This is a genomic window from Nostocoides veronense, assembly GCF_039531185.1.
GTDB classification, from domain to species: domain Bacteria; phylum Actinomycetota; class Actinomycetes; order Actinomycetales; family Dermatophilaceae; genus Nostocoides_A; species Nostocoides_A veronense.
Genome location: NZ_BAAAPO010000026.1, coordinates 156,788 through 176,518 on the forward strand (window position 1 = coordinate 156,788; position 19,731 = coordinate 176,518).

Sequence of the window (19,731 nt, forward strand, 5' to 3'; positions counted from 1 at the left end):
TGGCGAGTAGGAACACGACCGCCCCGCCCGCGCGGGGATGAGCCCCCGGTCACCAGACCTAACCCACGTCATGAGGCGGACCGCCCCGCCCGCGCGGGGATGAGCCCATGATCGGCTTCCCGATCAGGACGTCGGTCTCGACCGCCCCGCCCGCGCGGGGATGAGCCCGGCAGGCTGTCGTTCGACGGACTCCAGAGGACGACCGCCCCGCCCGCGCGGGGATGAGCCCCACGGGCCGGGCGTCATGTCGCGGCCGTGCTCGACCGCCCCGCCCGCGCGGGGATGAGCCCGGCGACGATGTCGACGACATGAGCGCGCTCCTGACCGCCCCGCCCGCGCGGGGATGAGCCCTGTGCTTCCGCCTCCTCATCGAGCAGGTCCTCGACCGCCCCGCCCGCGCGGGGATGAGCCCCCGCATGCTTCCGCAACGCCGATCTGGGTTGAGACCGCCCCGCCCGCGCGGGGATGAGCCCGCCGTTTCGCCAAGCGGTGGGCTCTAGAGAGGACCGCCCCGCCCGCGCGGGGATGAGCCCCGAGCAAGTCCATGCGGCGCGTGATGGTGACCGACCGCCCCGCCCGCGCGGGGATGAGCCCGTCGGTGGCGGCCTTGTGCATGGCGACCACCTGACCGCCCCGCCCGCGCGGGGATGAGCCCCGCTCTCGACCGATGGTGATCCAGCGGGCGGAGACCGCCCCGCCCGCGCGGGGATGAGCCCGGGGCGCTGCTCGGAACGGCGAAGCGGGCGGAGACCGCCCCGCCCGCGCGGGGATGAGCCCGGGGCGCTGCTCGGAACGGCGAAGCGGACTGCGACCGCCCCGCCCGCGCGGGGATGAGCCCACGTCGATGTCGGGCGTCACCGTCACGATCAAGACCGCCCCGCCCGCGCGGGGATGAGCCCGACGCGCCTCGGTCCACCTGAGCGATGACGCCGACCGGACCGCCCCGCCCGCGCGGGGATGAGCCCCTCGCGCCGGTCGGCACCGCCTTGCCGACGTCGACCGCCCCGCCCGCGCGGGGATGAGCCCAAGGTCTCGTCTTGCGGCGGCGCGTCCGGGGTGACCGCCCCGCCCGCGCGGGGATGAGCCCGGCGAGTGCCCCGCGAAGTCGGGCTGAGCGCAGACCGCCCCGCCCGCGCGGGGATGAGCCCGGCACCGCGCACCCCACCGTCAAGCCGCTCGAGACCGCCCCGCCCGCGCGGGGATGAGCCCATGAGCGCGATGTGCGCGATGTATGCCGCCGGGACCGCCCCGCCCGCGCGGGGATGAGCCCATGAGCGCGATGTGCGCGATGTATGCCGCCGGGACCGCCCCGCCCGCGCGGGGATGAGCCGGCTCCGATATCCAGGTCGCCGCCAAGGACCTGGACCGCCCCGCCCGCGCGGGGATGAGCCCTCCGAGTAGTCCCCGCGCTTCGGGCCGCTGCCGACCGCCCCGCCCGCGCGGGGATGAGCCCGGAACCTTGCACTTGTCGTCCAGCGGAACTATGACCGCCCCGCCCGCGCGGGGATGAGCCCTCGTGCGAGTCGGCTTGTGGGAGAACGCAACTGACCGCCCCGCCCGCGCGGGGATGAGCCCGAGCGCGTCGAGGAGGAGCACCGGACCTGCTGGACCGCCCCGCCCGCGCGGGGATGAGCCCGGCGCGAAGGACACGGCCGGACGTCCGCTGTTGACCGCCCCGCCCGCGCGGGGATGAGCCCGCCGGGGACGAGGTTGGCGCGCAGGTACGCCGGACCGCCCCGCCCGCGCGGGGATGAGCCCTGGATGCACAAGACGGGCGGGCTGTCCAGCTTGACCGCCCCGCCCGCGCGGGGATGAGCCCCTTGCTCGCCGTGAGGGTCCCGGCGCGCATGAGACCGCCCCGCCCGCGCGGGGATGAGCCCGGCAGGCTGCTGTCGGACGGGCACCAGAGGACGACCGCCCCGCCCGCGCGGGGATGAGCCCCGGCGCTCACGAAGATCGACAAGAAACCGCTCGACCGCCCCGCCCGCGCGGGGATGAGCCCAGGAAGGTCCGTGAAGGCGGCTCGGCTTTCGTGACCGCCCCGCCCGCGCGGGGATGAGCCCCGCCAACTTTGGCGAGTTCGCGGGCAAGATCGGACCGCCCCGCCCGCGCGGGGATGAGCCCTCGGCCGCCGCCCTGCTGGAGCAGACCGGCTCGACCGCCCCGCCCGCGCGGGGATGAGCCCCTCGCGCGTCGCGGCGGCTGCACCGGCCATGCGACCGCCCCGCCCGCGCGGGGATGAGCCCCATCCGTACACCCTGAACGCCAAACTCCACCTGACCGCCCCGTGTGGACGGCGCTCGAAAAGTGGGCGGTTTCGGCGTTCGAGAAGTGAACGGTTTTGTCAGTCTATTGAGCCTTGTTCGGCTTTGATGCTGGGCAGGGTGTCGATGCCTCGGCCGCGTAGGCGGTAGGAGGCGCCTTTGAGGGCGATGACGTCGGCGTGGTGGACGATGCGGTCGATCATCGCGGCGGCGACGACTTGGTCTCCGAAGACCCCGGCCCAGGAGCTGAAGGGCAGGTTGGACGTCAGGATCAGGGAGGCGTGTTCGTAGCGGGAGGAGACGAGCTGGAAGAACAGGTTCGCCGCGTCCTGCTCGAAGGGCAGGTAGCCGACCTCGTCGACGATGACGAGGCCGTATCGGCGTAGCCGGACCAGTTCGGCAGGGAGTCGACCGCGGGCGTGGGCCTCGCTCAGGCGGGCGACCCAGTCGGTGGCGGTCGCGAACAGGACACGGTGGCCTTGCCGGGCAGCGGCGACGCCGAGAGCGGTGGCTAAGTGCGTCTTGCCAGTGCCGGGCGGGCCGAGCAGGACCACGTTGCGGTGTTCGGTCAGGTAGGCCCCGGACGCGAGTGCGTGGATCGGGGTGCGGGCGGCGGGTTGGTGTTCGAAGTCGAAGTCCTCGATGGTCTTGATCGCGGGCATCCCTGCGGCACGGATCCGCAGCTGGGCGCCGGAGGCGTTGCGGGCGGCGACCTCGCGTTCGAGCACGGCGGCTAGGTACTCCTCGTGGGTCCAGCCGGTGTCGCGGGCGTGGTCGGCCAGGCGGGCCGCGGCTTCGGTGATCCGGGGCGCTTTCAGCGCGACCGCGAGGTGGGTGAGGGTCTTGATCGTCTCGGCCGCCGAGGCGGGGGCGGTGGTCTTGGCGGTCATGACAGGCCGCCAGCGTCGAGGCCGAAGGCTCGGTCGTAGTCGGCCAGGTCACGCACCAATTCCAACTCCGGGTCGCCGACGGGTATCGGGTCTCGGCCTTGGAAGGCCCGCCGTAGCACGGCCGCGGCGTGGACGTGGGCGGGGTCGGTGACCGTCATGCCGCGAGCCCAGCGGCGGTCGTGTTCAGCCACGAGGCGTCCACCGTGTCGGACTCGGACCTTCTCGAGGTCGGCGGTGACATCGACCCGTCCCCCGATCGCTGAAGGGTGGACGGAGTAGTCGCTGGTGTCGACCCGCACGTAGTAGTCCCGCCCGAGCCGGAGGTGGTTACGCCAACCCAGGTGCAACACCACCGGCGGCAACGGCAGCATGGCTGCCTTGTCGACCTCGACCAGATCGACCGGGCGGGCCTTGATCGTGCGCACCGTGCGCGCGTTCGCCGTGCCCAGCCACGACGTGAACTGGTCATTGAAGTCGGCCGGGGACTCGAAGTGTCGGCCGGGCATGAAGGAGGTCTCGAAGAAACCGTTCCGGCGTTCCACGATGCCCTTGGTCTCCGGGTCCCGCGGCGCAAGAAGCTTAATCGTGGTCGCCAACGAGCCCGCGAACACCGCTGCCGGCTCGGTCAGCTTCCCGCGTCCGATACCGGATTCGTTGTCCCACAACAGTCGTCGCGGCACGGCACCCAACTGGGTCAGCAGCTGCCACATGCCCAACAGAAGGTCCTCGGTCTTCCTCGTCGGGATCATCACCGCGAGCATGAACCGCGAGAACGCGCACGTGAGCACCAACACCGGCAACAACGCGCGGGTCCCGTCTTCGAGGAGGATCTTGCGGGGCGGGAACCACAGATCGCATTGCGCCGCGTCGCCAGCCGACCACGACAACCGGTCCGCCGGATCGATCGGGCGATGGTCGACCCGGACCCGGTTGACGTTGTCACGAAACCAGCGGATCGACCCGCTCCACCCGACCCGCTCGGCCAGCACCGTGGCCGGCATCTCCGGGGTCTCATCCAACAGGGCCCGCACCCTGACCTCGAACGGGGTGAACGACGTCGATCTTGGTGACCGCTCGTACTTCGGCGGCCTCTCCGACGCGATGGCCTTCAAGACCGTCGTCCGCGAGATACCCAACTTCCTAGCAATCTCAGCCTTGGCCACCCCATCAGCAGCCAACCGCCGGATCAACGCCCAGTCCTCCACAGTGATCACTCTCCAATCTCAGAAGGTGTTCACTTTTCAAGCGCCGCAACTGTCCAGTTTTCGCGCGCCGTCGACACCCCGCCCGCGCGGGGATGAGCCCTGCTTGGCCCAGCGGCCAGGCTTAGGGATCACGACCGCCCCGCCCGCGCGGGGATGAGCCCTCCGGCTCTCGCGGCTCCCGCTGACGCGACCGGACCGCCCCGCCCGCGCGGGGATGAGCCCTGCGCGACCCCCGCCCGCTGACCGCTGAGGAGGACCGCCCCGCCCGCGCGGGGATGAGCCCTTTGTCCATCGCGGTTGGCATGTCAGGTGGCTGACCGCCCCGCCCGCGCGGGGATGAGCCCCCCTCCGGGCGTCGTCTGACCACCCGGTCGTTGACCGCCCCGCCCGCGCGGGGATGAGCCCCAGTTTGTGTCCCTGCATGCCGGTGCGATGCAGACCGCCCCGCCCGCGCGGGGATGAGCCCCACCACCGAGGACGTGAGCGCAAAAGCGCCCAGACCGCCCCGCCCGCGCGGGGATGAGCCCCGGCCTGCGACCAGCGCTCGATCGCACCGACCGACCGCCCCGCCCGCGCGGGGATGAGCCCTCGCGGCTATGCGCGCCGAACGCCTCGCCGCCGACCGCCCCGCCCGCGCGGGGATGAGCCCCACGTCGGGGCCTTGGCGGCCGTGCCCGGCTTGACCGTCCCGCCCGCGCGGGGATGAGCCCGGCGTGGATCCGGTTTTCGTGGCCGTGGACTGCACCCACAGGCCGTCGACGTCATACGTGCCGAGGTTGGCGCACGCCCAATTGCGGCCCGTGCTCCGGGGGCCATGCATGAGCGAGTGAGAGGCGCCGTGAGCAGCCAGGTTGCGTCGCGGTCATACAGGCGAAGCAAATGCAACGGCTCGGCCGGGACGAAGGTCGCCACCCAGGGGTTCCCACTTAACGGATCAATCCGTCGCGTCGTCTGGAAGACCTTCGGCGACGGCCGTCCGGAAGTCCGTCGCGGCATACAGCACGGCTTCCGGGTGTTCGCCAAGGGGCGGCGAGTGGGGGTCCCAACGCGTCGAGGCCAGCGGACCGTATGACCGGAACTCATCCCATCGCGATGGGCGGGGGCCGCTCGTTTTGTGGATGCGCCAGAGAAGTTCCGACGTCGGCCGCAGATCGCTCGCCAGCACCTCACGTCGCGGGGGGCGCGTGGGGTTCTTCGTTGTGCTCAGAACGCCAGGCCCTCAAGCAGGTCGGCCACGACGTCCGGGCCCCCACCGGAGGCGAGGTATGCCGTTGGGGCACGGCCGCCGAGTTCCTCAGCTGGCGTCGTCATCACTGTCGCTGCGTCCAGCGGATGTACGCACCGGTGAGTCGGGCGGCGAGTGTCGCCAGACCCGGCAGGACTTGGCCGTCCGCGAACTGCCGCCGAAAGTAACGACGCGCACGACCGATCTTGACGCTGAAGAGAGGGGTTGAGGTGGACCGGTGTGACAGGTGCGACGGGCTGATGTGCAGCAGTGCGGCAGCCTTTGAGGCAGAGATGGTGCCTGCCAAAAGGTCGGACAGCGTGGCTGCAACGATCTCCGCGCGGAGTGCTCGCTTGCGCCCAAGGGTGCGCGGGCCGACCGGCTACAGGATTGGCGGCCGACTGGGGTGATTGAGCCTGGGCGACGGAAGTGCAGAGGGATACCTGTAGTCCGTCGGGCCGCTGCGGCGGCGGCACACTCGGCGACCCCGGCGGGACGGAAGGCGGCGGCGTACGGCCGGCGTGGGAGGGTGGCGGGCATGGCGCAGTGGCATGACCTAACGGCACTGGAGCAGGGCGCCGCAGTGGCGGCGGGCGATGTGTCGCCGCGCGAGTTGCTGGAGCACTTTGCTGGGCGCGAGGACCGAGTTGGGGCCTTCGTCACCCGCACGACGGAGCAGGCGCTCGCCCGCGCGGACGCGCTGGCGGCCGCCGGGCGACCCGCCGACGCCGGCCCGTTGTGGGGCGTCCCGACCGCGATCAAAGACCTCAACGCCACCGCCGGAGTGCGCACCACCTTCGGCGCGAAGCGCTTCGAGCACTACATCCCCGACTGGTCCGATCATGTCGTCACCGCGATCGAGGACGCCGGCCTGATCAGCCTCGGCAAGACCAATACGCCGGAGTTCGGCAGCCCGTGTTACACCGAATCGGCCATCGCCCCGCCCGCCGTAACCCCTTGGGACACAACGCGAATGGCCGGCGGATCCTCGGGCGGCTCGGCGGCAGCGGTGGCGGCAGGCCTCGCGCCGTTGGCCCAAGGCAGCGACGGGGGCGGGTCGATCCGCATACCCGCGGCCTGCTGCGGGGTCGTCGGTTTCAAGCCGAGCCGGGGGCGCATCTCCGCCGGCCCGATGTATGGCGACCCCACCGGCCTCGCGACCAATGGCCCGATCGCGCGGACGGTTCGCGATGCGGCGGCCTTACTCGATGTCATGGCGCGCCCCTTCCCCGGAGACCCGACGTGGGCACCGCCCGCCCCGCCCGGCGCCTTCCTCGCCGCCACCGAGCACCCGCCCGGGCGCCTGCGCATCGCGCGGTTCGCCACCCCGGCCATCGCGGATGCCGAGGTGGATCCGGAGGTGCTGACGGCATACGAACGTGCCTTGACCCTGCTCGAAGACCTCGGCCACGACATCGACGACATCCCGAATCCGTTGCCGCGCAGCGCGGTTGCCGTCTTCGAGACCTGCTGGTCGGTGCTTACGGCCCTCTCGGTCCCCGCCGGCACGGAGGATGACGTGCAGCCCCTCACGCGCTGGCTCGCCCGGCGAGGCCATGCGATCAGCGGCCCGCAGTTCGGCCTGGCCATCGGGGAGTTGCGACGCATCGGCGCCGCGATCGTCCGGGGGCTGACGGCATACGACGCCGTCCTCACCCCGACCCTCGCGCAGCCGCCGCTACCCGTCGGCGCCCTGCGCCATGACGCGGACCCGGCAGCCGACTTCGCCGCGCAGAAGGCCTTCACCCCGTGGACGTCGCTGTGGAATGTCACGGGTATGCCGGCCGCCTCCCTCCCCCTGCACCGGACCGCAGCTGGCCTCCCCGTCGGCATCATGCTCGCCGCTGCGCCGGGGCACGACGAGCTTCTGCTCTCGCTCTGCGCCCAGGTCGAGGACGCCTCGGGAGGGTTCGCACGGCATACGCCTCCCGCCTGGTGAGCACGCGGCGGGCTGGGCAACACCAGCATCACCCGTTACTCTCGTTCGGGCCCACTCCCCCCGCCGGGCCCCCGCACCTCCCCCAGGACGTCCCATGTCACAACCGCTTCGCGCCGATCTGTCGCGCCGTTCCGCCCTGCTGCTGCCCGCCGGCGCCTTCGCCGCCCTGACCCTGCCGACCGCCGCGGAGGCTGACGACGAGCGCGCTCTGGCCATCACCGGCCTGATGGCGTGCACGCGCGCCCAGCGGTGGGTCGACGCCGACGTGCCCTACAGCCAGAGCGCTTACTACAACGGATACCGCACCGACTGTTCGGGATTCGTCTCCTTCGCCTGGGGCCTCGCGCGGCCGGGGCTGTCGACCTACAGCCTGCGCCGCGTCGGCGATTTCATCACCAAGCCACAGCTGCGCCGCGGCGACGCCCTGCTCAGCCCGACCACCCACGTCGTCATGTTCGACAAGTGGGCCGACGCCGGCCGCACGAGCTACTGGGGATACGAGGAGTCTTCCTCCCAGGGCGCCGTGCACCGCGTCATCCCCTATCCCTACTGGCCGGGCTACGGCGACTTCAAGCCCTTCCACAAGCGGGGTATGACGCCCGCCTGAGACCGGCCCGCCCGCCCCGCGTTCAGGCCTCAGGCCGATAGCGCACAATCGCCCGATGAAGCGTCGGCTCGGCCGCGGCATGCTCGCCGCCCTCCTCGTGCTCGGCGTGCTCTGGGCCGCGCTGACCGTCAGTGCTCCGCGCGAGGCGGCGGCCGTCGCGCTCCGGCAGGCGACCGCGCTGCGCATCGACGTCGGCCCTGAGCCGGGCGGCGAGGCGGTCACCCTCGATGCCGACCTCTACCTCCCCAATGGCAGGGGACAGGCCCCCGCCGTCGTCCTCGCCCACGGCTTCGGCGGCAGCAAGTCCGACTCGCGCCGCGACGCGAGTCGCCTTGCGGCGCTCGGGTATGTCGTGCTGGCCTACACCTCTCGCGGGTTCGCGACATCCGGTGGTCGGGTGCACCTGATCGACCCGACGTATGAAGTGGCCGACGCCTCCCGCGTCCTCGACACGCTCGCGCGTCAGCCGCGCGTGCTGCTCGACGGGAGGAACGATCCGCGGGTAGCGCTCGTGGGCACGAGCTATGGCGGGGCGCTCGCGTTGATGGGTGCGGCGGCCGATCCGCGGGTCGATTCGGTCGTCGCTACTGCGACGTGGAACGACCTCGCGTCGGCCTTCTTCCCGTCCTTCACCGCGACCTCTTCCGGTGCGGTCCTTGGGCCGTATAAGCAGCTCTGGGGCGCGAATTTCCTGCTCGGCAGTATGGGGACCGCGAGCCCGGGCGCGGCCGGGTGCGGCCGCTTCGACAACACGACGTGTCGGTTGTTCGTGGCGGCTGCCGAGTCCGGTGTCGCTTCGCCAGAACTGCGAAAAGTCTTGCACCGCAACAGTCCTCGGCCAACGCTCCGCCAGATCAAAGCGCCCGTCTATCTCATCCAGGGCATGGGCGACACGCTTTTCGGCATTGATCAGAGCGAGGCTACGGCCGACGCGCTCCGCGCAGCGGGCACGCCAGTCGCGGTCCGATGGATCAATGGCGGCCACGACACCGCACCGAGCAAGACCGGCCCCTCGGCGGCCGAGCGCACGCAAGTCGAGCAGTCCGTCGACCGATGGTTGGCCGGCACGCTGCGTGGCGCCGGGCGCAGTTCCGCTCTCCCCCAAGGCATCCCGACCTTCGCGTATGCCGTTGCTCCCCGCCGCGGCCAGTCGGTAGCGCCGACTTACGACGAGAGCCGCGAAGACTCCCGCCGCGACATGACGCTGCCGCTGACCGGGCGCGAGGGCACGATCGTCAACCCCCCGGGTGGCGTGCCGGCGGCCATCACCACGATCCCTGGAGGTGATGCACTGGCGGGGCTCGCGCCGACATACTCCCTCGCCGCACTGCCCGGACAGCACCTCGCCTTCGACACCTCGCCGACGACGCAGAGCATCACGATCGCCGGCTCCCCGAGCGTGCGCGTTGCGGTGACATCCACCGGCCGCGAGGTGACGCTTTTTGCGTCGCTGTGGCAGGTCCAGGGCAACAGTGCCCGCCTGTTGCGACCGCTCGTGGCACCCGTTCGCGTGGCGGCGACGCCCGGACAAGAGTCCGTGGTCACTGTCGACCTGCCGCCGGCCAGCTATCAACTCGCCAAGGGCACTACTTTGCGAATCCTGTTGTCGGCCACGGATTCCGGCTTCCGGGGATCGAACCAGACCCGGGTCGACACCATCCATTTGGCCCAGCCGGACATCACCCTCCCCGTCACCGATGGCACCGCGCTCACCACTCCCGCGCTCCTGGACCGCGAAGCGCGCTGGATCGGCGGGCTTGCCCTGCTCGCGCTCCTCGCGGTAGCCGGGTGGGCCTTCGTGGCCCGCCGCGTCCGGAGCCGACGCGAAACCGACGAGTCCGCCAACGATCCGGACGAAATGATCCGCGTGGATGGGCTACGCAAAACCTATGGCGACGGCCACCACGCCGTCGACGGCGTGACGTGGTCGGCTCGTCGCGGGCAGGTCGTCGGTCTGCTCGGCCCCAATGGCGCCGGCAAGACGACCACGCTGCGAATGGCGGTCGGACTGATTCATCCCGACGCCGGCGAGACGCGGATCCTCGGGCGGCGGGTGCAGCCCGGGGACCCCGTCCTCTCGCACGTCGGTGCGCTCATCGAGGGACCCGGCTTCGTGCCGCACCTGACCGGCCGGGCCAACCTCCATGCCTACTGGGCCGCGACCGGACGCCCGTCGAGTGAAGCCGGCTTTGACGAAGCGCTCGACGTCGCGGCACTCGGCGGAGCCCTCGATCGGCCGGTGAAGTCCTATTCGCATGGCATGAAGCAGCGGCTCGGCATCGCGCAGGCCATGCTCGGCCGACCCGAGTTGCTCATCCTCGACGAACCCACCAATGGCCTCGATCCGCCGCAGATCGCCGCGCTCCGACCGATCCTGCAGCGGTATGCCGCCACCGGCCGAACCGTCGTCGTCTCCAGTCATCTGCTGGCCGAAGTCGAGCAGACCTGCAGCCATGTTGTTGTCATGCACGCGGGCAAAGTCCTTGTCGCAGGAGCTGTTTCGGACCTCGGGGTGGCGGGCGACCGGCACCTCGAGGAGGTCTTCCTGGAGACCATCGCCGGCGCGGCCGGACTGACTTCGCGCCCGGACGAGGATCCCGAAGCCCGCGGCGAGCGGCTCCGACAGGTGCGTGCCCGGTGAATCGGCCGCTGTCTTTCCGCACCGAGTTCGCCCGGCAGGCCCGCCGCCCGCGCACGCTCTGGTCCTTCGGCATACTCCTGGCCCTGCCGCTGATCGTCGCCGCCTCCTTCGCCCTCGGCGATCCCGAGAGCGGCGGCGGCACGCGCTTCTCCGACCTCGCGACCAGCGGTGCGCTGAACTTCGCGCTCTTCCTATTGCTCGTCAGCGCCGAGCTTCTGCTCCTGATCCTCATGACGCTTTTCGTCGGCGACTCAGTCCCCTCGGAAGCAGGCTGGGGCACGCTCCGTTACCTGCTCACCGCACCGGTCGCTCGAGCTCGATTGCTCACCGTCAAACTGCTCGTCGGGCTCGCGACATCGCTCGCCGCGATCATCCTGCTCATCGGCTGGTCGCTGATCGTCGGCGGGCTCGCCTATGGCTGGGCCCCCCTGTCGATCCCGCTCGGCGGCGAGCTCTCCGGCGGCGCCGCGCTGCTGCGGATCGCCCTAGCTGCGGCATATGTCGTGGTCTCACTGCTCCCCTTCGCGGCGCTCGCGCTGTGGGTCGGGATCAGCGGCGCGACTCCCCTGGGCGCGGTCGGCGCAGCCGTCCTGGCGGCCATCGTCTCTTCCATCCTCGACGCCCTCGACGCGCTGGGCGACTGGCGGCGCGCCCTGCCGAACCACTATTCGCGGGCCTGGCTCGAGCTGTTCGCCAGTGATCCAGACCCCACGAGCATGGCCCGCGGAGTGGCCTGGGCGGCGCTGTACACAATCGTCCTGACCGCTCTCGCCTACCGCGCTTTCGCCCGCAAGGACATCCTCTCGTGAGGTCGCCCGCCCCTGATGGGCAAGGATGACGCCGTGATCATCCAAGAGGCCATTTGCCTGGGCCTGAACCCCGCCGTCGATGTCACCTATCGCATCGGCACGCTCGTCCACGGCGAGGCCCAGCGCGTCCCGCATGTGCGCGAACAGGCCGGCGGCAAGGCGACGAATGTCGCCCGAGTGGTCCAGCAACTCGGCGAGCGCGCCCATCTGATCGCCGCGCTCGGCGGGCCGACCGGCGAGCAGTTCGCGGCCGATCTCGCCACGGGCGGGCCGCGGCTGACGGCGGTGGCGACCACCCGGCATACCCGCCGGACGGTGACGATCGTCGAGGACGACGGCACCGCGACGGCCCTCAACGAGGCGGGGGCCGCCATCCCGCCCGCCGAGTGGCGAGCCGTCCACGACTCCCTCGACGAGGTCCTGGCCGCCGCGAGCGCCGGCTCGGTGCTCGTCCTCAGCGGCTCGCTGCCGCCGGGCGCCGATGAGGCGGGGTATGCAGAGTGCGTCGCCGCAGCGCGCGCCCAGGGCTTCAGCGTCATCGTCGACTGCGGTGGGCCGGCCTTGTTGGCCGCCATCGACGCCGGTGCCACCCACATCAAACCCAACCGCCACGAGTTGCTCGAGACCGTTGGCTGCGATGGCTTGGCGGGTGTCTCGGCGCTGCGCGAGCGCTCGCCCGGGTTGGTGGTCCTCGTCTCCGATGGACCCGCGGGCCTGATCTGTGCCGGCCCAGAGGGCGAATGGCGCGCCACCCCCTCGCGCCCACTGCGCGGCAATCCCGTCGGGGCCGGCGATGCGGTCGTCGCGGCGGTGGCGACCGGCCTGATGCTGGGTATGCCGATCGAGGCAATCCTCCGAAGCGCCGTCGGCACCTCGGGTGCCGCGGTGCTCAATCCCATTGCGGGACATATCGATCGGGAGGTCGCCCGTGACTTAGCGCCCACCGTCGGCCTGACCCGACTCGGCTGAATCGGACTCGACTCCACCCACGGGGAAGGCGCCGCATACTCGCGCTCCGGGACAGGCCGGGCCAGGATGCCCTTATGGGTATTCCGTCCGACCTCGAGATTGCCACCGCCGCTCCGCTTCGTCCCTTGCAAGAGATCGCGGATCGGCTCGGGATCCCGGAGGACTTCGTCGAGCCGTATGGCCGCGCTGTCGCGAAGATCGACCTCGGTGTGCTGGACGCTCCGGGGCAGCCCACGCAGCAGCGGGCGAAGTATGTCGTGGTCACTGCGGTTACGCCGACCCCGCTCGGGGAGGGCAAGACGACCACGGCAGTCGGGCTGGCCGACGGCTTGGCCCGGCTCGGCAAGCAGGTCGCCGTCACGCTGCGGCAGCCGTCGATGGGTCCGACTTTCGGCATCAAGGGCGGGGCGGCGGGCGGCGGCTACTCGCAGGTAATCCCGATGGACAAGCTCAACTTGCACTTGACCGGTGATTTCCACGCCGTCACGGCGGCGCACAATTTGTTGGCCGCGATGGTGGATAACCATCTGCACCATGGGAATTCGCTCGGCCTCGATCCGAGGAATATCACCTGGCGACGCGTGCTCGATGTCAACGACCGATCGCTGCGCAATGTCATCGTCGGGCTCGGCGCCCGGATCGACGGCGTGACCCGGCAGACCGGCTTCGATATCACCGCCGCCTCCGAGGTCATGGTGCTGCTCTCGCTCGCGACCTCGCTCGATGATCTGAAGGAGCGCTTGCGGCGGATCGTCGTGGGCTATGCATATGACGGTCGCCCGGTCACCGCCGACGACCTCGGGGCCGCTGGGGCGATGGCGGTGATCCTCAAGGACGCCTTGAATCCCAATCTGCTGCAGACCATCGAGGGCACGCCCGCGCTCATTCACTGCGGGCCGTTCGGCAATATCGCGACCGGTTCGTCGTCCGTCGTCGCCGATCTGGTCGCCACGCGGCGCGCGGACATCGTCCTCACCGAGGCGGGCTTCGGCGCGGATATGGGCGCCGAACGCTTCATGAATGTCAAGTGCCGGATCGCTGGCTTGCGGCCCGATGCGGCCGTCATCGTCGTGACGGTGCGCGCGCTCAAGGCGCATTCGGGGCGCTTCAAGATCACGCCCGGCAAGCCGCTGCCGTCGGAACTATTGGCCGAGAATCCCGATGACGTGCGCGCGGGAATCGCCAACCTGCGCAAGCACATTCAGATCATTGAGGGCTTCGGCATCTGGCCGGTCGTCGCGATCAACGCCTTCCCCGACGACCACGACAGCGAGCACCAAGTCATCCGCGATCTGTGCGCCCAGCTCGGCGTGAAGTGCGCCGTCTCCACCCACGTGGCCGACGGCGGGGCAGGCGCGGAGGAGTTGGCCGGCGCGCTGATTGACGCGCTTCGGCATACCCCTCGGTTCCGGTTCACCTATGAATCGGACGCGCCCCTGACGGCCAAGATCGAAGCCGTCGCAACGCAGGTGTATGGCGCCGACGGCGTCGACTTCGCTCCTGCCGCTGCCACGGCGCTGGCGAGCTACGAGCGGCTCGGCTTCGGCGATCTCCCGGTCGTCATCGCCAAGACGCACTTGTCGATCTCGCACGACCCGGCGCGGCATGGCGCCCCCACCGGCTGGCGGCTGCCGGTCCGCGAGGTCCGCGCCGCCCCCGGGGCCGGGTACGTCTATGCGATCTGCGGCGATATGCGCACCATGCCCGGCCTGTCGAGCCACCCCAATGCCGAGCGGATCGACTTGGTGGACGGCGAGATTCGCGGCCTGAGCTAAGTCACCGCGTCCGCCACCCTGTCGAGTTCGGGAAACACGCCGAGCGTCAGGCCCAGCGCTCGGCGTGTTTCCCGAACTCGACCAGGTAGTTGATCAAAGCTGGCGGACCCTTCGCGGCGGGAGTCAGCGCGGGACGAGCTCGATACGGCAGCGCGGGCCGGGGGCGCTGGCGAGCGTGCGGTCCGCGGTGACGAGGGGCACGTCGTGCAGCTCGGCGGCGGCGATGAAGGCGGCGTCATAGGCCGTGAGGTTGTCCCGCAACTCCCAGATCCGAGAACTCAAGCGGGCCAGGTCGAGGCGGTCGATCGCGAGCGCGGTCCACACCTGCAGGACACCTGCCGCATCGTCGGTGTTGAGCGTGCCGCGACGAACCAGGCCCCGCAGCGCGTGCAGGACCTCGACGTCGACATGGGCGGGTGCAAGGAGCCGCTGACCGGTGATGGCCACGCGGGATGGCCGGTGCCCAGTCAGCGCGGCGACGACGACCGAGGTGTCGACGACGATCAACGGTCGCGACCGCTGCGGACCGTCTCGACGATCTCGTCGAGACGGACGTCCCCGTCGGGAGAGGCCCAGATGAGATCGGTATTTCGTCGGAACGCCACTGCGGCCGCCAACTCCCGCACGGCGAGCGCGCTCACTGACATGGACTCGGCCCGGGCCAAGTCCTCCAGGGCTGCGCTGACCTCGTCCGGAACATTTCGCAGATAGAGCGTCTTCATGTCGCATAATGCTAGCAATTCGCAACACGCAGGCGTGACGACGCCGCACCACCGTCGAGTTCGGGATACACGCCGAGCGCCAGACCCGGTGGTCGGCGTGTTTCCCGAACTCGACCAGCTAGTTGTCGAGGTTCCCATTACACCGACGGTTCGGGCCGGAGGTCTCAGTGCCGTCATACGAGGTCTACCGCCAAGGCGTCGACCTCGGTCACGTCGGGCTCGCGAGCACGATCGGCGTGGTCCTCACCACCGTCATCTTCGCGATCTCCCTCGTCATCACCCGCATCGGGGACCGCATGAGGGTCTCCACCGCCGAGCGCTCGATGAATTACGTCGTCCTGCTCCTCTTCGCCGCGTTCGCGCTCGCGCCCTTCGTCGTCATCGTCACCGGCGCGCTGCAGCCGGATGCCGAGGCTCCCGGCGGCCTCGCGAATCTCCGTGAGGCGTGGCGGATCGGGCACTTCGGGAGCTATCTGCGCAATTCGGCGATGGTGTCGCTCTTCGTCGTCAGCGTCAGCACGGTGCTGTCCATCCTTGCCGGATATGCCTTGGGGGCCATGCGTTTTCGCGGCGCCACGCCCGTCTTCTATCTCATGCTCCTCGGGATCAGGATGCCCGCCGAGGCCATCGTCATCCCGCTCTTCTACGACCTGCGGGCGCTGCACCTCACAGACACCTTCTGGGCGCTCGCCATGCCGCAGGTCGCGCAATCGGTCGCCTTCGGCACCTTCTGACAAGGCGTTGGAGAAGCACCTCGGCGAGCGTCTCGGGCTTGGCCCGCGTCGCCCGAGGGCTGACGCAGGACGCCGCCGCGCGCCTGGCCGGCACCTCCCAGCCGACGCTGTCGGCCTACGAACGCGGTGTCCGCTCACCCACACTGGCCGTGGCCGACCGCGTGCTGCACGCCCTGGGATTCGAGCTCGCGCTCACACCACGCATCACCTTCCGCACCGAACACGACGATGAAGGACGATCGTTCGTCGTGCCCGATCAGCTCTGGCGACTCGACCCACGCTGGGTCTTCCGGCCAGTTCGGGCTGGCGGAAAGATCCTGCTGATCGAGAACCGCAGACAACGAGTTGCCGCCTACGCCTGGCTGATCCTCCACGACGACGAGACACTCCTCGTCGCCCACCTCGACGCCGCACTCCTCATCGACGCATGGCGTGACATCGCACAGCTGCTGCCCGAACCGATCCGTGAGGCATGGAACGACCTCATCCGCGACACCGTCGACGGCTGGTTCGGCGACACCTTCCGCGCCGACTGGAAAGCAGGCGGTCCGAAGAAGATCAGCAAGGCCGCGCGGGAACGAGCCATCCGACGCCTCGCCGACCACGGCCTGCCTGACGGGATACACCGCGGCACCGTGAGCGGCGACCGGGCGATTCGCGATCACGCTTTTTCGGCGAAACCTGCGCGTCGCGGCCCTGGCGGTTATACAGTGTTCTGGTTCTTCCGGAGCCGAGCCCGGCCGTAGCCCACGACTGGAGCCGGCCGATCCACGCGGATGGAGGTCAACGATGACCGAGTTGCTGAGATGCCGTCAGCCTTCCGCCCGAGCTGGGGGCGTGCTCGTCGCCGTCGGCGCCGCTCTCATCGGGACCGGCGCTGCGTCGGCCGGCGCCACCTCGCCGGGAGGCAATGGGGTGATCGCCTTCGTCCATCGGGAACAGATCGTCACCGCTCGTAATGTCGGCGCGCAGCTGCAGTACCGATATCTGACCACCTCCGGAGACAACCGAGGCCCTCGATGGTCGCCGAACGGCACCCGCCTGGTCTTCGCCACCGCGCCGGGCACAGTGACGGTCATGAGCGCCAACGGAACCGGCAGACGCACGCTCGTCGCGTCCGGAGCCGCCATGCCGGCATGGCAGACCAACGCCCGGATCGCCTACGTCAAGCCCGCGACCGGCAAGGGTGACATCTACTCGATCCCGGCCGGCGGCGGCGCGGCGACTCGCGTGACGGTGGACGGTGCGAAGGGGTGCGGCAACCGCAACCCCGCCTTCTCGTTCGACGGCCGCTATCTGGCATACATCCACGTGCCCACGACTGCGGGCGCCTGCCCCACCCGCGAGGCGAGCGCACAACTCAAGGTCGTCGACCGAACCACCGGCGCGACCCGCGTGGTGGCCTCCGTCGCGTGGCCGGGTCCGGGCAGCGATCTCGCGGTCCTGCCCGAGCGTGTCGACTTCGACGCCAGTGGGCGGCGGGTGATGTTCCGGGTGCAGGACACCGACACCACGCAGGTCTGGCCGCTGCTTGATGTCCAGACCGGCGCCTTCACCTTTTCGACCGAGGAGGTGTGGTGCGACTGGGATTGCTCTTACGTCGAGAATGCGCCCCTGCCCGACGGTCGCTTCGCCAAGGACGTCTACGACACCAACTTCCTCTCCGATCTCGACGTCCAGCCCGTTCGATCCTGAGTCGCCGTCGGCGCGGAACCGCCGGGCCGAGCGAATCCCGAGGCAAGGAAGGTCACCATGAGACGAACGCAGGTTGCTTGCCTGTCCGCGATGATCGGGGCCACCCTCGCCATCGCCGGCGGATCTCCGGCCGCAGCGACCGCACCCGGCGGGGACGGATTGCGCGTCTTCGTCGACCTGAACCAGATCCTCACCAGCCGAGTCGTCGCCGGCGACACGCAGTATCGGGTGCTGACCACCTCCGGCGACAACCGCCACCCCCGCTGGAGTCCGGACGGCAAGCGAATCGTCTACTCCACCAAGCAAGGTGCGATACGGACGATGGGTCCCACCGGAGGCTCGCGACGAACCGTCCTCGGCTCGGGCGGCTACCAGCCGACCTGGCAGTCGCCGACCCGGATCGCGTTCGTGAAGGTGGTCGCCGGCAAGGGCGACATCTATTCGATTGCAGCGACCGGCGGAACCCTGACCCGTATCACCGTCGACGGCGCGCAGCAGTGCGGCAACGCGCAGCCGTCCTTCTCGTATGACGGGCGATATCTCGCCTACATCCAGCGTCGTCGAACCGCCGGCGATTGTGCGAATCCGAAGCCGGTCCTGAAGGTCGTGGACCGCACGACCGGATCGGTGCGTGTGATCACCGCCGTGCCGGACCTGTTCGGCGGGTCCGGGCGCAGCTTCGCCGTGCTGCTCGATCGGACCGACTTCACGGCGAGCGGGCGAACCGTGATGTTCAAGACCGAGGACGACGGCTGCGTCGAACTCTGGGCGACGCTCGATGTCCTGACCGGTGCCCTGGGCCAGTTGGACAACATCGGATGTGAGGGCGGCAGCTACTACGGCAGCGCTTATCCGACTCCTGAAGGCGGCATCCAGTTCGGAGGCGACGACGGCGACATACAGCCGGTGCAAGCGCGGACCCAGCCTTGACCGGGAATGGTCCGAACGCTGGGGCCCATCCCCACTGAGGAGCCAGACCCGGTGGTTGTTCTCGGGGGTTGGCGGGAGACGCGTCGCGCGCCGGTTGGCGGGAGACGCGTCGCGCGCCCCGGGACGGCTGTCCCGAGGCGCGCGACGACGAGCCCTGAGCCCGTGCTGGGCTCAGGTGGCGGCGGATGCTCCCATCACCGGAGTGGCAGGTCCTGCCCAGGAGCCAGCGCTCGACTCACCAGCGGCGAGACGTCGGCCTTCCGGTTGCGCCAGTCGGCCCTGGACGGATGGGTGACCTGGACAACTGTGATCCCGGATCCAGCGACAAAGGTGCTGCTGGTCCATCCGCGGTCGTTCGTCTCCACGAATGAGTCGATCCGCTCGTGTGCCCCCAACTGCTGGCGCACGAAGTCCGCACCCCGGCGTCCGAAACACACCACGACTTCGACGCCCAGTGTCTCGATCACGGCCTGGTGAAAGGCGCTCTTGTCGGCGTCTGCGGTGGTAGGTCCGCTCGATCCAGGTGACGATGGCGATCCGCAGCTCCTCTCGGGTGTCCCAGCGGCGCTGGTTGAGCACGTTCTTCTGCAGGAGCGCGAAGCATGACTCCAGCTGCGCCCCTCCGAAACTTCGAGGAGTTCGGCAGACGGGCCATCTTGTCCCGCGTGCAGGACGCAAAGCCCGCCCCCGAGACCCCCCCCCGACGCCCAGACTCCACGTCGAACAGCCACCGACGGCGCCCGACGCAGTTGGCCCCTTCCGCCCAGAAGGCCGCGGTCGGTGCGGTCGTCTTCTCTGCGATACGAAACGTGTATCGCAGGAGGTGAAAAGAATGCCGTTGTCGATTCGGTTGACGTCTGAAGAGGAAGCCCGTCTGGACGCGCTGGCGGCGCGCACCGGGCGCAGCTTCTTCCGCACCAGCAGCCGATCGCTCATCGAGGCCGCCCGCCTCGACAGCGCCGGCCACTGGCGCGTCCTGTGGCAGGTCCTCGTGCCGCTCGCCCGGCCGGCGATCCTGACCCTGGTCATCTTGAGCTTCCTGTGGACGTGGAACGAATTCCTCATCCCCCTCGTCCTGGCGCCGACCAATGAGGCGATCCGCACCGCACCGCTGGGGCTGAGCTTCTTCAGCGGCCAGTACACCCAGGGCTTCGCCCTCCTCGCCGCCGGCTCGGTCATCATCGCCGCCCCGATCGTGGTGCTCTATCTCTTCCTGCAGCGGCACGTCATCGCCGGCATGCTGGAGGGGGCCGTCAAGGACTGACTCACCCCTCCGGTGCAGGTCAGCCCCGGGTTGGTGGTGGGTGGACGGTTTGCCGGGCTTGG

16 protein-coding genes, 1 pseudogene and 2 CRISPR repeat arrays are annotated in these 19,731 nt (G+C 70.1%); of the genes and pseudogenes, 11 read left to right on the forward strand and 6 right to left on the reverse strand.

The annotated features are described in order from the left end of the window. The first annotated feature begins 16 nt into the window (after positions 1 to 16). Positions 17 to 2,246: direct repeats of the CRISPR family, unit length 29 nt; unit sequence GACCGCCCCGCCCGCGCGGGGATGAGCCC. 98 nt (positions 2,247 to 2,344) lie between these two features. Next, positions 2,345 to 3,154: an IS21-like element helper ATPase IstB gene (istB, locus tag ABD225_RS08875; protein ID WP_344083730.1), complete on the reverse strand. Its 810-nt coding sequence runs from the start codon at positions 3,152 to 3,154 to the stop codon at positions 2,345 to 2,347. Next, positions 3,151 to 4,368: an IS21 family transposase gene (gene istA, locus ABD225_RS08880; protein ID WP_344083733.1), complete on the reverse strand. Its 1,218-nt coding sequence runs from the start codon at positions 4,366 to 4,368 to the stop codon at positions 3,151 to 3,153. Before istA ends, istB begins: the two co-directional genes overlap by 4 nt. 62 nt (positions 4,369 to 4,430) lie before the next feature. Continuing rightward, positions 4,431 to 5,069: a CRISPR direct-repeat array (repeat unit 29 nt; unit sequence GACCGCCCCGCCCGCGCGGGGATGAGCCC). Between the two features lie 1,053 nt (positions 5,070 to 6,122). Between istA and ABD225_RS08885 the strand changes: the two genes are divergently transcribed. The 6 genes from ABD225_RS08885 to ABD225_RS08910 all read left to right on the forward strand — a co-directional run bounded on the left by ABD225_RS08885 (position 6,123) and on the right by ABD225_RS08910 (position 14,324). Next, complete coding sequence (locus tag ABD225_RS08885; RefSeq protein ID WP_344083736.1) at positions 6,123 to 7,523, forward strand: amidase; 1,401 nt, start codon at positions 6,123 to 6,125, stop codon at positions 7,521 to 7,523. 94 nt (positions 7,524 to 7,617) lie between these two features. Beyond that, positions 7,618 to 8,130 carry a hypothetical protein gene (locus ABD225_RS08890; RefSeq protein ID WP_344083739.1) on the forward strand — a complete coding sequence of 171 codons (513 nt, stop codon included), beginning with the start codon at positions 7,618 to 7,620 and terminating at the stop codon, positions 8,128 to 8,130. 55 nt (positions 8,131 to 8,185) lie between these two features. Then, entirely contained in the window at positions 8,186 to 10,771 is a 2,586-nt protein-coding gene (locus ABD225_RS08895; protein ID WP_344083742.1) for an alpha/beta fold hydrolase, read from the forward strand. Next, positions 10,768 to 11,580 (forward strand): ABC transporter permease, encoded by an 813-nt coding sequence (locus tag ABD225_RS08900; protein WP_344083745.1) that lies wholly within the window; start codon positions 10,768 to 10,770, stop codon positions 11,578 to 11,580. Before ABD225_RS08895 ends, ABD225_RS08900 begins: the two co-directional genes overlap by 4 nt. 33 nt (positions 11,581 to 11,613) lie before the next feature. Further along, positions 11,614 to 12,549 (forward strand): 1-phosphofructokinase family hexose kinase, encoded by a 936-nt coding sequence (locus ABD225_RS08905; RefSeq protein WP_344083748.1) that lies wholly within the window; start codon positions 11,614 to 11,616, stop codon positions 12,547 to 12,549. 74 nt (positions 12,550 to 12,623) lie between these two features. Next, positions 12,624 to 14,324: a formate--tetrahydrofolate ligase gene (locus ABD225_RS08910; RefSeq protein WP_344083752.1), complete on the forward strand. Its 1,701-nt coding sequence runs from the start codon at positions 12,624 to 12,626 to the stop codon at positions 14,322 to 14,324. A gap of 123 nt (positions 14,325 to 14,447) precedes the next feature. Here ABD225_RS08910 and ABD225_RS08915 read toward each other — a convergent pair whose 3' ends face one another. Beyond that, a complete protein-coding gene (locus tag ABD225_RS08915; RefSeq protein ID WP_344083755.1) occupies positions 14,448 to 14,831 on the reverse strand; it encodes a type II toxin-antitoxin system VapC family toxin in 384 nt (127 codons plus the stop codon). Next, entirely contained in the window at positions 14,828 to 15,046 is a 219-nt protein-coding gene (locus ABD225_RS08920) for a hypothetical protein (RefSeq protein WP_344083758.1), read from the reverse strand. Before ABD225_RS08920 ends, ABD225_RS08915 begins: the two co-directional genes overlap by 4 nt. A 167-nt stretch (positions 15,047 to 15,213) precedes the next feature. On the opposite strand from ABD225_RS08920, the gene ABD225_RS08925 reads away from it, so the two are divergent. From ABD225_RS08925 to ABD225_RS08940, 4 genes are read left to right on the forward strand one after another with little or no spacing between them, the layout of a single operon-like run. Continuing rightward, on the forward strand, positions 15,214 to 15,780 hold the full coding sequence (locus ABD225_RS08925) for an ABC transporter permease family protein (protein WP_344083761.1): 567 nt from the start codon (positions 15,214 to 15,216) through the stop codon (positions 15,778 to 15,780). Between the two features lie 38 nt (positions 15,781 to 15,818). Then, positions 15,819 to 16,526: a helix-turn-helix domain-containing protein gene (locus tag ABD225_RS08930; RefSeq protein WP_344083764.1), complete on the forward strand. Its 708-nt coding sequence runs from the start codon at positions 15,819 to 15,821 to the stop codon at positions 16,524 to 16,526. A gap of 43 nt (positions 16,527 to 16,569) precedes the next feature. Then, positions 16,570 to 17,475: a TolB family protein gene (locus tag ABD225_RS08935; protein ID WP_344083768.1), complete on the forward strand. Its 906-nt coding sequence runs from the start codon at positions 16,570 to 16,572 to the stop codon at positions 17,473 to 17,475. A gap of 57 nt (positions 17,476 to 17,532) precedes the next feature. After that, positions 17,533 to 18,405, forward strand: a complete 873-nt coding sequence (locus ABD225_RS08940) for a TolB family protein (protein WP_344083771.1) — start codon at positions 17,533 to 17,535, stop codon at positions 18,403 to 18,405. Between the two features lie 194 nt (positions 18,406 to 18,599). Here ABD225_RS08940 and ABD225_RS08945 read toward each other — a convergent pair whose 3' ends face one another. Continuing rightward, positions 18,600 to 18,872 carry a hypothetical protein gene (locus ABD225_RS08945; RefSeq protein WP_344083898.1) on the reverse strand — a complete coding sequence of 91 codons (273 nt, stop codon included), beginning with the start codon at positions 18,870 to 18,872 and terminating at the stop codon, positions 18,600 to 18,602. Positions 18,873 to 18,882: 10 nt separating this feature from the next. Then, a pseudogene (locus ABD225_RS08950) lies at positions 18,883 to 19,023 on the reverse strand (IS3 family transposase); the annotation flags it as partial. A 214-nt stretch (positions 19,024 to 19,237) separates the two neighbouring features. On the opposite strand from ABD225_RS08950, the gene ABD225_RS08955 reads away from it, so the two are divergent. Beyond that, positions 19,238 to 19,669: an ABC transporter permease subunit gene (locus ABD225_RS08955; protein ID WP_344083774.1), complete on the forward strand. Its 432-nt coding sequence runs from the start codon at positions 19,238 to 19,240 to the stop codon at positions 19,667 to 19,669. Positions 19,670 to 19,731: the final 62 nt, after the last annotated feature.